10 protein-coding genes and 1 pseudogene are annotated in these 12596 nt (G+C 61.2%); 8 read left to right on the plus strand and 3 right to left on the minus strand.

The features are described from left to right. Positions 1 to 230 precede the first annotated feature (230 nt). A complete protein-coding gene (nifJ, locus tag GJV78_RS19495; protein ID WP_155109876.1) occupies positions 231 to 3755 on the minus strand; it encodes a pyruvate:ferredoxin (flavodoxin) oxidoreductase in 3525 nt (1174 codons plus the stop codon). 373 nt (positions 3756 to 4128) lie between these two features. Here nifJ and GJV78_RS19500 point away from each other — a divergent pair, with 373 nt between their 5' ends. Next, entirely contained in the window at positions 4129 to 4401 is a 273-nt protein-coding gene (locus GJV78_RS19500) for a putative hemolysin (protein ID WP_155109877.1), read from the plus strand. Positions 4402 to 4414: 13 nt separating this feature from the next. Here GJV78_RS19500 and hslJ read toward each other — a convergent pair whose 3' ends face one another. Together hslJ and GJV78_RS19510 are read right to left on the minus strand one after the other, a co-directional pair. Beyond that, positions 4415 to 4828, minus strand: coding sequence for a heat shock protein HslJ (hslJ, locus tag GJV78_RS19505; protein WP_155109878.1), 414 nt, complete (start codon positions 4826 to 4828; stop codon positions 4415 to 4417). Positions 4829 to 4938: 110 nt separating this feature from the next. Then, positions 4939 to 5928: a 2-hydroxyacid dehydrogenase gene (locus GJV78_RS19510; RefSeq protein ID WP_155109879.1), complete on the minus strand. Its 990-nt coding sequence runs from the start codon at positions 5926 to 5928 to the stop codon at positions 4939 to 4941. A gap of 507 nt (positions 5929 to 6435) precedes the next feature. On the opposite strand from GJV78_RS19510, the gene GJV78_RS19520 reads away from it, so the two are divergent. The 7 genes and pseudogenes from GJV78_RS19520 to GJV78_RS19550 all read left to right on the plus strand — a co-directional run. After that, on the plus strand, positions 6436 to 9075 hold the full coding sequence (locus tag GJV78_RS19520; RefSeq protein ID WP_155109881.1) for a YdbH family protein: 2640 nt from the start codon (positions 6436 to 6438) through the stop codon (positions 9073 to 9075). After that, complete coding sequence (locus GJV78_RS19525) at positions 9072 to 9251, plus strand: YnbE family lipoprotein (RefSeq protein ID WP_155109882.1); 180 nt, start codon at positions 9072 to 9074, stop codon at positions 9249 to 9251. The genes GJV78_RS19520 and GJV78_RS19525 overlap by 4 nt, the downstream gene beginning before the upstream one ends. Before the next feature lie 7 nt (positions 9252 to 9258). Next, positions 9259 to 9582, plus strand: a complete 324-nt coding sequence (locus GJV78_RS19530; RefSeq protein ID WP_155109883.1) for a YdbL family protein — start codon at positions 9259 to 9261, stop codon at positions 9580 to 9582. 169 nt (positions 9583 to 9751) lie between these two features. Beyond that, positions 9752 to 10357 carry a CDP-alcohol phosphatidyltransferase family protein gene (locus GJV78_RS19535; protein WP_155109884.1) on the plus strand — a complete coding sequence of 202 codons (606 nt, stop codon included), beginning with the start codon at positions 9752 to 9754 and terminating at the stop codon, positions 10355 to 10357. After that, positions 10354 to 11271, plus strand: a complete 918-nt coding sequence (locus tag GJV78_RS19540; protein ID WP_167519664.1) for a phosphatidate cytidylyltransferase — start codon at positions 10354 to 10356, stop codon at positions 11269 to 11271. Before GJV78_RS19535 ends, GJV78_RS19540 begins: the two co-directional genes overlap by 4 nt. Before the next feature lie 6 nt (positions 11272 to 11277). Beyond that, a complete protein-coding gene (locus tag GJV78_RS19545; protein WP_407929068.1) occupies positions 11278 to 11934 on the plus strand; it encodes a lysophospholipid acyltransferase family protein in 657 nt (218 codons plus the stop codon). Beyond that, positions 11909 to 12556 (plus strand): annotated as a pseudogene (locus GJV78_RS19550) (alpha/beta hydrolase); the annotation flags it as partial. The gene GJV78_RS19545 and the pseudogene GJV78_RS19550, both read left to right, overlap by 26 nt. Positions 12557 to 12596 lie beyond the last annotated feature (40 nt).

A 12596-nucleotide genomic window follows, 5' to 3' on the forward strand; every position in this document is an offset into this window, starting at 1 on the left:
CGCGCGTCTTCAGGCCCATCCGGCTGGCGCTGAAGGATGGGCAAAGCCTGCGGGCAAAAGCATGTCGCGTATGGTACGGATTCCGCCGCCGATTGCCAGCACGTTTTAGGCTGTGTCCCGTTAGGGAGCTGTGCTGCGTAGAGTGATGGAACGGGCCATTGAAGAATATATGGGGGTAGAATCCACCTGCGGGGCAGGTGGATCAGGAGATGAACGTTCAGGCAGATCGATTAATCAGCGACGTTTTTTTCCGCCTTACCGGCCAGCAGCGCCAGGAAATCATAGCGCTTTTGCAGGTCGGCGGCGGCGTCCTGCCACAGCTGCTCCGCGACCTCAGGCTGCTGCGCATTGAGCCGGCGGAAGCGTTGCTCATTGAGCAGCGTCTCCGCCAGCGCGTCTGATGGCGGACGGGAATCCAGCGCCAGCGGCACTTTCCCTTCCGCGGCGCGGCGCGGATCGAAGCGATAGAGCGGCCAGAAGCCGGTCGCCGTCAGCTGGCGCATCTGGTCGTGGCTGAATGCCAGATCGTAACCATGTTCTTCACACGGGCTGTAGGCGATAATCAGCGACGGGCCGGGATACGCCTCCGCTTCCTTAATCGCCTTCACGGTCTGGTTCAGCTGGGCACCCAGCGAAATCTGCGCCACGTAAACATGGCCATACATCATCATGCTGACGCCCAGATCTTTACGCGCTTTGCGCTTGCCGTGTTCGCCAAACTTGGTGACTGCCCCAAGCGGGGTCGCCTTCGAGGCCTGACCGCCGGTGTTGGAGTAGCACTGCGTATCCAGCACCAGGATATTGACGTTCTCGGTCAGGCTTAAGACGTGATCCAGGCCGCCAAAGCCAATATCGTAGGCCCAGCCGTCGCCGCCGATCAGCCAGATTGATTTTTCCACCAGCGCGTCGGCGTCGGCCAGCAGCTCGCCCGCGTCCTCTACGCCCTGCAAATGGCGGCGCAGTTCGGCAACCTGGGTGCGGCGCACCTCCGGCGTCGCGTCGGCGTGCAGCGCCTCGTTCAGCGCCGGCGGGATCTTATCGGCAAACCGCGCCAGCAGGCGCATGACGCGAACGCGATGCTGGTCCACCGACAGCCGGAAGCCCAGGCCAAACTCCGCGTTGTCTTCAAACAGCGAGTTGGCCCACGCCGGGCCGCGGCCGTTGGCGTCGGTGGTGTAGGGGGTGGAGGGCAGATTGCCGCCGTAAATGGACGAACAGCCGGTGGCGTTGGCGATCAGCATCCGATCCCCATAAAGCTGGGTCAGCAGCTTGATATAGGGGGTTTCTCCGCAGCCCGAGCAGGCCCCGGAGTATTCAAACAGCGGGGTAATGAGCTGCGAGGTGCGGATATCAATGCGCTCCAGGCTGCTGCGCTCCCTCTCCGGCAGGTTGAGGAAGAAGTCATAGTTCACCTTTTCTTCTTCAACGTGCTCCAGCCGGGACATCATATTGATGGCCTTGATCTGCGGGTCCTGGCGATCTTTCGCCGGGCAGACCTCGACGCACAGGTTGCAGCCGGTGCAGTCCTCCGGTGCCACCTGCAGGACATATTTCTGGCCGCGCATATCCCGGGATTTTACGTCGAGCGAATGCAGGCTGGCAGGGGCGTCGGCCATCGCCTCCGGTGAAACCACCTTCGCCCGGATGGCCGAGTGCGGGCAGGCGGCGACGCAGTGGTTGCACTGGGTGCACAGCGCCTCTTTCCAGATGGGGATCGCCTCCGCGATGTTGCGCTTCTCCCAGCGGGTCGTACCGGTGGGCCAGGTGCCGTCCGGCGGCAGGGCGGAGACGGGCAGGGTATCGCCGAGGCCCGCCAGCATCGCGGCGGTCACCGTTTTGACAAAATCCGGCGCGGCGTCGGAAACCACCGGCGGGCGGGCGGCGCTGCGCGGGTTCACCGCCTGCAGCGGCACCCCGACCACGGATTCGCGCGCCAGCGCCAGCGCCTGCCAGTTGCGCTCCACCAGCTCCTGCCCCTTGTTGCTGTAGCTTTTGGCAATGGCTCCCTGCAGCTCAGTCAGCGCGCTGTCGCCCGGCAGGATCTGTGTGAGGTGGAAAAAGGCCATCTGCATCACGGTATTAATGCGCGCCGCCAGGCCACATTCGCGGGCGATTTTGGCGGCATTAATAACGTAAAAGCGGGCCTGCTTCTGGTTGAGTACCGCCTGAACCTCCCGGGGCAGACGTGACCACACCTCGTCGGCGGCGTAAGGAGTATTCAGCAGGAAGATGCCGCCGGGCTTCAGGCGCTCGGCCATCGGGTATTTATCGATAAACTGCAGCTGGTGGCAGCCGACAAAATCGGCCTGGGCTATCAGGTAAGCCGAGCGGATCGGCCGCTCGCTGACGCGCAGGTGGGAGACCGTCAGCCCCCCGGCCTTTTTTGAATCGTAGACGAAGTAGCCCTGGGCGTACCACGGCGTGGAGTTGCCGATAATCTTGATATTGTTCTTGGTGGCCGAGACGCTGCCGTCGCTGCCCAGCCCGTAGAACAGGGCTTCGAGTTTCGCGCTTGCGGGCAGTTTTTCATCCGCCAGGGGAAGCGACAGGTTGGTAACGTCATCATAGATGCCGACCGTGAAACGCGGCTTCGGCCGGGCCGCGTTCAGCTCGCTGAAGACCGCCAGCACGCACTCCGGGCCGAACTCCTTCGAGGAGAGACCGTAGCGTCCGCCGATTACCCGCGGCAGCGTCTCCCGCTCGCCGCTGCTGTAGGCTTCCGCCAGCGCGGTCATGACGTCGAGATAGAGCGGCTCCGCGTGGGCACCCGGCTCTTTGGTGCGATCGAGTACGGCGACGCCGCGTACGGTCTCCGGCAGCGCCTGCAGCAGATGTTTCGCCGAGAAGGGGCGGAACAGGCGCACTTTAAGCACCCCGACTTTTTCACCGCGGGTCAGCAGCTCATCGACCACCTCTTCGCTGGTGCCGCTGGCCGAACCCATCAGGATAATCACGCGCTCCGCCTGCGGATGGCCGTAATACTCAAACGGCCGGTACTGACGCCCGGTGGCGGCGGCGAAGTCGTTCATCGTCTGCTCTACGTGGTCGTATACCGCGTTGTACCACGGATTGGTGGCCTCCCGGGACTGGAACCAGGTATCCGGGTTGGCCGCGGTGCCGCGGATGGTCGGGTGTTCGGGATTGAGCGCCCGCGCGCGATGGGCGTCGATCGAAGCCTGCGGCATCAGCTGCAGGATGGTTTCATCGGCAAGGGGCACGATCTTATTGATTTCGTGGGAGGTGCGGAAGCCGTCAAAGAAATGAATAAACGGCACCCGGCTTTTCAGCGTGGCGACGTGCGAAATCAGGGCAAAATCCTGCGCTTCCTGCACGCTGCCGGCGCACAGCATGGCGCAGCCGGTCTGGCGGACCGCCATTACGTCAGAATGATCGCCAAAAATTGACAGCGCGTGGGTGGCGACGGTGCGGGCGGCGACGTGCAGCACGAAGGGCGTAAGCTGTCCCGCCAGCTTGTACAGCGTTGGGATCATCAGCAGCAGGCCCTGCGATGAGGTAAAGGAGGTGGAGAGCGCGCCCGTCTGCAGCGCCCCGTGTACCGCGCCAATGGCCCCGGCCTCTGACTGCATCTCTACAACGCGGGGCGTATCGCCCCAGACATTTTTCAGCCCGTTACCGGCCCAGGCGTCAGCCTGTTCGGCCATCGCTGAACTGGGCGTAATCGGGTAGATGGCGATAACTTCGCTGGTGCGGAACGCCACCGAAGCTACCGCGCCATTACCATCGGTTGTGATCATAAGACACCCTTACATTGCGCAAAGAGAGGAGCGCGCGTCACTCCGGCGCATCCTGTTGTTTATCCTGCCAGTATAAATCCTTCCCCTTGCCCCCTGAAGTTATGCGGCTTTGAAGTGCACAAATTGACACAGCAATAAGGTAAGGAAATATGAAAGAAGTCCTCTTTGCTAAATAACGGGATCCTGGCGCTTAACCTTTTTTCTACAATTAAGCACCGGGTTTCCTTACCGGCAACGGCCGGTAAAAAAATGGCAGAAAATGTTAACATGGCGCATAAATGTGCACTTTAGCTCTCGACGTCGTCCGGTCGGCTGCCTATTATTTAGAGCGATATTATTGTCCGGTTAATTAATTTGTTCAGAAGGGGGAGAGATGCGCGCAGCGTTTTGGCTGGGGTGTGCCGCGTTACTATTATCGGCGTGTAGCAGTAATGAAGAGCCTGTTCAGCAGGCGACCGCCGCGCACGTCGTGCCGGGGTTAAGAGCCGCGATGTCCAGCGCTGGCGAGGCGAACTGCGCGATGATCGGCGGATCGCTGTCCATTGCCCGCCAGCTTGACGGTTCCGCCGTTGGCATGTGCGCCTTACCCAACGGCAAGCGCTGCAGCGAGCAGTCGCTTGCCGCCGGGAGCTGCGGAAGCTATTAACGCGCGTCGGGGCTTATTCTGCCAGCTTCCAGGTCAGCGTTTGCTGTGCGGTCGCCAGCGTCAGCTGGTTGGCGGTAAGATCGACCTGAGCGCCTTCGTTGAGCATGGCGCTGAGAATGTGATCCAGTTCGTTAAGCTGCGGATCGCTGCACAGCATGCGCGTCATCGCCGTATTTTTTACTGTCAGCTCGCCGTCTGAGAGCCGGCCCTGGCCGCTGAAGCGGTTGCACATGCGTCCGGCGATCTTCATATCCTCGCCAAAGCTCAGCTCCGGCGGATTCTGTGCCGCCTTGACGGAAGCGCCGTTCACGCTCTCCAGTACAAAACGATGATTCTCCAGCTGCTCGCGGCTGACCGACATTTTTCCGTTGCTTACACAGCCTGCCAGCAACAGACCCAGCGCTATCAGCGTGACGACTTTCTTCATATTATTTCTCTGTTCAGGGGATTTCATTATATTAAACAGAGTAATGATATAACTAAATAAGTCACTAATACTTATCTGAAGGTGCTCCCCCGGCAGAGGGAGCGGCAGGATCAAACCAGCGCGTTGGGGCTAATTTCGCCTTTTTCCAGCTGCTGCAGGTTTTGCAGGGTGGTTTCTGAGATGCTGATTAGCGCCTCGGCGGTCAGAAAGGCCTGGTGTCCGGTGAACAGCACGTTATGGCAGGCGGACAGGCGGCGGAATACGTCGTCCTGGATCACGTCGTTGGATTTATCTTCGAAGAACAGGTCGCGCTCATTTTCATAGACGTCCATCCCCAGCGAGCCGATCTTCTGGGTTTTCAGCGCCTCAATGGCGGCCTGGGAGTCAATCAGCGCCCCGCGGCTGGTATTGATTATCATCACGCCGTTCTTCATCTGCTCAAAGGCGGCGCGGTTGAGCAGATGATAGTTTTCCGGGGTCAGGGGGCAGTGCAGAGTGATAACGTCCGATTCGGCAAACAGCGTTGACAGATCGACATACTCCACGCCCATATCCAGCGCCTGGGCGGCGGGATAGGGATCAAACGCCAGCAGGCGCATACCGAAGCCCCGCAGAATACGCAGGGCGGCCTGACCGATTTTCCCGGTGCCGATAACTCCCGCCGTCTTACCATGCATGGTGAAGCCGGTCAGCCCCTCCAGCGAGAAGTTGGCGTCACGGGTGCGTTGATAAGCGCGATGAATACGCCGGTTTAACGTCATCATCATGCCCACGGCATGTTCCGCGACCGCTTCCGGCGAGTAGGCCGGCACGCGCACCACCTTCAGCCCCAGCTCTTTGGCGGCGTTCAGATCGACGTTGTTAAAGCCGGCGCAGCGCAGGGCGATAAACTTCACGCCGTGCTTTTGCAGCTCTTCCAGCACCGGGCGGCTGCCGTCATCGTTAACAAAGAGGCATACCGCCTCGCAGCCAGCGGCGGTTTTTGCCGTTTTTTTGCTTAGCAGAAAGTCAAAAAATTCAAGTTCGAAGCCAAAAGACTCGTTAACCTGCTGCAGGTACTTTTTGTCGTACTGTTTAGTGCTGTATACGGCGAGTTTCATATGACTTTCTCCAGCGATGTCAAACCTGGTCAGAATTAAAATTATCTTACAAAAAATAAAATTTTATTGCCAGAATCGGTCGTATCAATAATTTTAGCAAATTCCCCGAAACCCCTCGCCCAATCGGACGGGAATACTAAGGGGAGCTAATCAGGGTATTCTGTCTTCAATGTTTCGATTGTAGCGCCGCCAGCACTACAGGCGAAACAAGAGCGTGACCAGAGCACCCCGCTATAGTGCCAGCCATGACCGCGATATAAACGCGGCGATCAACATACAGCACAAGGGCATAACAGAGTTAATGGCGGCGGGTCACGTCGTCAAAGCCCGTGAGTCTGGCTCTGTGCCAGCTGCAGCCTGAGATGTGGGCAGCCCCGCTCTTTACGATGAGGAGCAGTCACCGCATCCCGCCTTATTATGGGCGGCTTCTTCATCTGAACGGCTAAACATGCCACAATACGCGCACTTACCGACCTGGTATTCGCTCAATCGGGACATCAACCACCCATGAAGGGGATCTGTAAAGCCATTCTCGCGCTGGTTTTGTTGTTAATCGTTGTGCTGCTGACGCTGTTACTGACGTTCGGCTACTGGCTCCCTACGCTGGCGGGGATCTGGCTGCCCCAGGGAACGCGCATCGCGCTGGCGGAACGCCCACAGATCTCCCGCCACGGCCTCTCTGTTCCCGATCTTCGCTATCTGGTTGACGACTGCCCGCTGGCGCGCGTTTCCGGAGCCAGCCTGCGCCGCTCCGGCCGCTGGCTGCTCAACGTTGGCGAGCTTGAGCTGGACTCGGCCTGCCTGGCTAAGCTGCCGCAAACCGAAGCCTCTCCCGTTGCTCCGCGCACCCTGGCCCAGTGGCAGTCCATGTTACCCAATACCACCGTTACCGTTGATAAGGCGATCCTGGCTCCCTGGCAGGCATGGCAGGGCAGCCTGACGCTGTCGCTGACTCCAGCCGTGCAGCAGTTTCGCTATCAGGGAGAAAAAGTAAAGCTCCAGGGCCAGCTGCGCGGGCAGACGCTGACGCTCAGCGAGCTGGAGGTGGCCGCCTTTGCCGATCGGCCGCCGGTTAAGCTGGTCGGCGAGTTCACGCTGCCGCTGGTGCCGGACGGGCTGCCGGTCAGCGGACGCGCCGTCGCGACCCTCAGCCTGCCTCAGTCGGCGTCGCCGGTGAATGCGGAGCTGGAGTGGAAGCAAAACGCCGGTCAGCTGGTTGTCATGGCCCGGGAGAGCGCCGATCCGCTGCTCGATCTGCCGTGGAACGTCACCCGCCAGCGGCTGACCATCAGCGACGGCCGCTGGACGTGGCCTTATCAGGGGATTCCGCTGAGCGGTCGGCTGGGAATAAAGATAGAGAACTGGCAGGAGGGGCTGGAAGGGGCAACCATCGACGGCCGCCTTAACGTGCTGACCCAGGGCAAGGCGGGGAAAGGGAACGCGGTGCTCTCCTTCGGGCCGGGGAGGCTGAGCATGGAGGAGAGCGCCATGCCGTTACAACTGACCGGCGAGGCCAAGCATGAGGATCTGATCTTTTACGCCAGGCTACCGGCGCGGCTGGGCGGCAGCCTGAGCGATCCGCAGCTGTCCTTTTCTTCCGGCGCGCTGCTGCGTTCCCGGGGGCGGGCCATTGAGTCGCTGAGCGTCGATGAAATCCGCTGGCCGCTGGCGGGGGTAAAACTATCCCGACGCGGGATGGATGGCCGGCTACAGGCGATTCTGCGCGCGCACGAGAAGCAGGCGGGCAATTTCGTTCTTCATCTCGATGGCCAGGCGCACGACTTTTTGCCCGACGCGGGGCGCTGGCAGTGGCGCTACTGGGGCTCCGGGCATTTTACGCCAATGCGCGCCCGCTGGGACGTGGCCGGAAAGGGGGAGTGGCGCGACAGCGTTATCACCTTGTCGGCGCTTTCCACCGGCTTCGATCGGCTGCAGTACGGCACCATGACGATGGAAACCCCGCGGCTGGTGCTGAAGCGGCCGGTAATATGGCGGCGGGACGCCGCCGGTCCGGACTTCAGCGGCGCGCTGGCGCTGGACGCAGGAAAAACCACCTTCAGCGGCGGCAGCGTTCTGCCGCCCTCCACCCTGACATTCAGCGTGCAGGGCAGGGACCCGACGCGCTTTCAGTTCCGGGGGGCGCTGCACGCCGGTGCCATCGGCCCGGTGCGGGTCAACGGCCGCTGGGACGGCGTTCGTCTGCGCGGCCAGGCGTGGTGGCCGAAGCAGTCGCTGGCGGTTTTTCAGCCGCTGCTCCCGCCCGACTGGAAGATGACGCTGCGCGAAGGGGAACTGTACGCCCAGGTGGCCTTCTCGGCCGCCGCCGGACAAGGCTTTGAGGCGGGCGGACACGGCGTTCTGAAGGGCGGCAGCGCGTGGATGCCCGACAACCAAATTAACGGCGTCGATTTCACGCTGCCGTTTCGCTTTCACGAAGGAACCTGGCTGCTGGGCAGCCGCGGGCCGGTATCGCTGCGGGTAGGCGAGGTGGTCAACCAGGTTACGGCAACGGAGCTTACCGCCGATCTGCAGGGGAGCTATCCCTGGAGCGAAGAGCGCCCGCTGCTGCTGTCCGACGTCAGCGTTAAGCTGCTGGGCGGGAAGATTGCGATGCGCCAGCTGCGTATGCCGCAGCGCGATCCGGCGCTGCTGCGGGTGGAGAACATCTCCACCAGCGAGCTGATCAGCGCCATTAACCCGAAACAGTTTGCCCTCTCCGGCCCGGTCAGCGGGGCGCTGCCGCTGTGGCTGAACGATGAAAAATGGATCGTGAAAGACGGCTGGCTGACCAACCCCGGTCCGCTGACCCTGCGGCTCGATAAAGACACCGCCGACGCGATAATTAAAGACAATATGGCCGCAGGGGCGGCGATCGGCTGGTTGCGTTACATGGAAATCGCCCGTTCATGGACCAAAATCAATCTTGATAATCTGGGGAGGTTAACCCTGCAGTCGGCTATCGTCGGCAACAGCCATGTGGATGGCAAAGTGGGCACCGTTAACCTGAATTACACCCATGAAGAGAACGTGTTCACCCTGTGGCGCAGCCTGCGCTTTGGCGATAATCTGCGGGCATGGCTGGAACAGAACGCCGCGCTACCGGACAGCCGCTGCCCGTCGGGTAAGAAATGTGAGGAATCCCAATGACACGCATCATGCTGCTATCGGCGGCTTTACTGGCGGGCTGTACGCCGCGCATCGAGGTGGCCGCGCCGGAAGCGCCGATCACCATCAATATGAACGTTAAAATTGAGCATGAGATCCATATCAAAGTCGATAAAGATGTGGAAAGCCTGCTTAAATCCCGCAGCGATCTGTTCTGAGGCGATGATGAAAAAACAACTCACGACGGCGGCGCTTTGTCTGCTCCTGTTCAGCGGCGGTGCGGTGGCGCTGACCCTGAGCGAGGCGCGCAGCCAGGGGCGGGTGGGGGAGACGCAGGAGGGCTGGCTGGCGGCGCTGAAAACCGACGCTGAGACGCGAACTTTCGTCAGTGAAGTCAACCGGGAGCGGGCGGCCAGCTATCGCCAGCTGGCGGAGAGCAACCGGCTGCCGATGGAGGAGGTGGCGAAACTGGCCGGGCAGAAGCTGGTGGCCCGCGCGAAGCCGGGAGAGTATGTGCAGGGCATCAACGGCCGGTGGCTGAAAAAATAAGCGCGCCGCGGCTCAAGGAAATCTGAATTATATCGTCCCCAACAAAAAAAGCTGGCTGTATGGTTGGCCGCTGACGCATTATAACCAGACTGCGTCCCTTAACCGTACGTGAGCGTCGACGCCACGCGCGGTTAAGTAAGGGAATCCATAACGTTATCAGGGATCGATAATGACGCTTTATCAGGTAAAACCCGCCTTTCAGGCGTTGCTACGTCCGCTGATGTTCTGGCTTTATCGCCAGCGGATCGTTGCCAACCACGTCACCCTCGCCGCGCTGGCGCTCTCCGCTATAGCCGGGGCGATGCTGTTTTTCTTTCCCCGTCCCGGCCTGTTTATGCTGCTGCCGATCGTTCTGTTTATCCGCATGGCGCTGAACGCGCTGGACGGTATGCTGGCGCGCGAATGCGGTCAGCAGTCGCGCGCAGGGGCTATTCTCAACGAAGCGGGGGACGTCATTTCCGATATCGCCCTCTACCTGCCGTTTATAATGCTGCCGGAGAGCAGCGCAGCGCTGGTGCTGGTAATGCTGTTCTGCGCGATGATGACCGAGTTTTGCGGCGTGCTGGCGCAGACCGTCGGCGGTACGCGCAGCTACGCCGGGCCGCTGGGGAAAAGCGATCGCGCGCTGCTTTTTGGCGCGTGGGCGCTGGGGCTGGCGCTGTGGCCGCCGCTGTGCGGCTGGAATAACATCGTCTGGGGGGCGGCGACGGCGCTGCTGATCTGGACGGCGATCAACCGCTGCCGGAGCGCCCTGCGCCCTGAGGCGGTGAAATAGTGCTGCTGGAAAAGTCGCTGGCCGTCGTTTTCGCGCTGCTGCTGTTCGCCACCGTAGCCAGCGGGGCGCTGGTAAGGCTGCATCCGGAAAAGGAGTGGCGGGAGCTGACGCTGCGCATCCGCACGTGGTGGATCATCATCACCCTGTTTTCCCTCGCGATACTCAGCCCGCCCTGGCTGGCGCTGACCTTTTTTGCGCTGGTCAGCTTTATGGCGCTGAAAGAGTTTCTGACGCTGATTCCCTTTCGTCACTCCGACCGGATGCCGCTGCTGTGGATGTTCATTGCTATTCCCGTGAACTACTGGCTGGTGGGCACCGGCAGGTACGCCATCTTTATGGCGTTTATTCCGGTTTACGCCTTTCTGTTTTTACCGGCGCGGATGGTAATCGCAGGCGACACCAGAGGCTTTTTGCGCACCGCCGCCCAGCTGCACTGGAGCCTGATGACCACCGTATTCGCCTTCAGCCACGTCGGATTTCTGCTGGTGCTGCCCGGCGGCGGCGGGCAGAGCGGGGCGCTGCTGGTTCTCTTTCTCGTCGGGCTGACCGAATTTAACGATGTTGCCCAGTATCTGTGGGGCAAGTCCCTGGGCCGCATCAGGGTGACGCCCAGGGTCAGCCCGAACAAGACGCTGGCGGGGCTGCTGGGTGGGGTGGGTTCGACCGCGCTGGCGGCGACCCTGCTGGGGCCGCTGATGACGCCGCTGGAGTGGCCGCTGGCGCTGCTGGCGGGCGTCATTATTGGCGTCAGCGGTTTTTGCGGCGACGTGGTGATGTCGGCTATCAAGCGCGATATCGGCGTGAAGGACAGCGGCACGCTGCTGCCCGGCCACGGCGGGATGCTTGACCGACTGGATTCGCTGATCTTTACCGCGCCGGTGTTCTTTCACTTTATTCGTTATTTTTGTTACTGAGCGATGATGACCCGTTTACTTCGAACGTTGTTTACGCTGTGCGTTGTCTGGCCGGTTATCTGGTTGTGGCTGGGCCTGCGCGTGCGCGGTCGCGAGCGGCTGCCCTCCAGGGGGCCGGCGATCGTGGTCGCCAACCACAACAGCCATATGGACGTGTTCGCGCTGCTTTCGCTGTTTACCCTGCGTCGCCAGGCCGACGTCCATCCGGTGGCCGCCGCCGACTATTTTCTGCGCAACCGGGCAATGGCGTGGTTCACGCTAAACATCCTCAATATTATCCCGGTTTCGCGACGGGGCGGCGAAGCCAATCCGCTGGCGCAGTGCGAGCGGGCGCTGCGCGAGGGGAAGATCCTGATCCTCTTTCCGGAGGGCACCCGCGGCGAGCCGGGGCAGCTTGCGCCGCTCAGGTCCGGGCTGTGGCATTTGTGCCAGAGCGTCCCCGACGCGCCGGTGATCCCGGTCTGGCTGCGCGGTACGGAGCGGGTGATGGCGAAGGGCAACCGTGTTCCGCTGCCGCTGTTTATTGATGCCACCGTCGGCGAAGCACTGCATTTTTATCCCGAAAAAAAGGGATTTATGGATGAGTTGAGGCGGCGTCTGCTGTCGCTTCAGCAGCAAACAGAAGGAAAACATTCTCATGACGAGTACCCGAACGCCGGCTGAACGGCGCTTTATGACCAGCGACGGCTGCGAGCTGTTTTATCGTCACTGGCCTGCGCCCTCGGCCGGGCCGCAGCGCAAGGTGATTGTACTGTTCCATCGTGGACATGAGCATTCCGGCCGTCTGCAGCACATCGTGGATGAGCTGGCGATGCCGGACACCGCCTTTTATGCCTGGGACGCCAGGGGGCACGGTCTCTCTCCCGGCGAGCGCGGCTACAGCCCTTCGCTGGCGCGATCGGTGCAGGATGTTGAAGAGTTTGTCCGCTTTGCCGCCGCCGACAGCGAGGCGCAGCCGGAGGATGTGGTGGTGGTGGCCCAGAGCGTGGGAGCCGTGCTGGCCGCCGCCTGGGCCCACGACTACGCCCCGACGATCCGCGGCCTGGTGCTTGCCTCTCCGGCCTTTAAGGTCAAGCTGTACGTCCCGTTTGCCCGGCAGGGGCTGGCATTGATGCACCGCCTGCGCGGGCTTTTCTTCGTCAACTCTTACGTTAAAGGCAAGTACCTGACCCACGATCCCGAGCGGGTGGCGAACTTTAACCGGGATCCGCTGATTACCCGGCCGATCGCGGTGAATATCCTGCTCGATCTCTACAGAACCTCCCGGCGGATTGTCAGCGACGCTGATTAGACGTGAGATAAATATAGGGGGTACCGTAAGATAA

Source organism: Intestinirhabdus alba (assembly GCF_009711095.1).
Classification (GTDB): domain Bacteria; phylum Pseudomonadota; class Gammaproteobacteria; order Enterobacterales; family Enterobacteriaceae; genus Intestinirhabdus; species Intestinirhabdus alba.

Coding starts and splice junctions, on each gene's coding strand:
- GJV78_RS19545 (WP_407929068.1), top strand. CDS start 11,278: ATGACCCGTTTACTTCGAACGTTGTTTACGCTGTGCGTTGTCTGGCCG.
- hslJ (WP_155109878.1), bottom strand. CDS start 4,828: ATGAAGAAAGTCGTCACGCTGATAGCGCTGGGTCTGTTGCTGGCAGGC.
- nifJ (WP_155109876.1), bottom strand. CDS start 3,755: ATGATCACAACCGATGGTAATGGCGCGGTAGCTTCGGTGGCGTTCCGC.
- GJV78_RS19510 (WP_155109879.1), bottom strand. CDS start 5,928: ATGAAACTCGCCGTATACAGCACTAAACAGTACGACAAAAAGTACCTG.
- GJV78_RS19525 (WP_155109882.1), top strand. CDS start 9,072: ATGACACGCATCATGCTGCTATCGGCGGCTTTACTGGCGGGCTGTACG.
- GJV78_RS19520 (WP_155109881.1), top strand. CDS start 6,436: ATGAAGGGGATCTGTAAAGCCATTCTCGCGCTGGTTTTGTTGTTAATC.
- GJV78_RS19500 (WP_155109877.1), top strand. CDS start 4,129: ATGCGCGCAGCGTTTTGGCTGGGGTGTGCCGCGTTACTATTATCGGCG.
- GJV78_RS19530 (WP_155109883.1), top strand. CDS start 9,259: ATGAAAAAACAACTCACGACGGCGGCGCTTTGTCTGCTCCTGTTCAGC.
- GJV78_RS19535 (WP_155109884.1), top strand. CDS start 9,752: ATGACGCTTTATCAGGTAAAACCCGCCTTTCAGGCGTTGCTACGTCCG.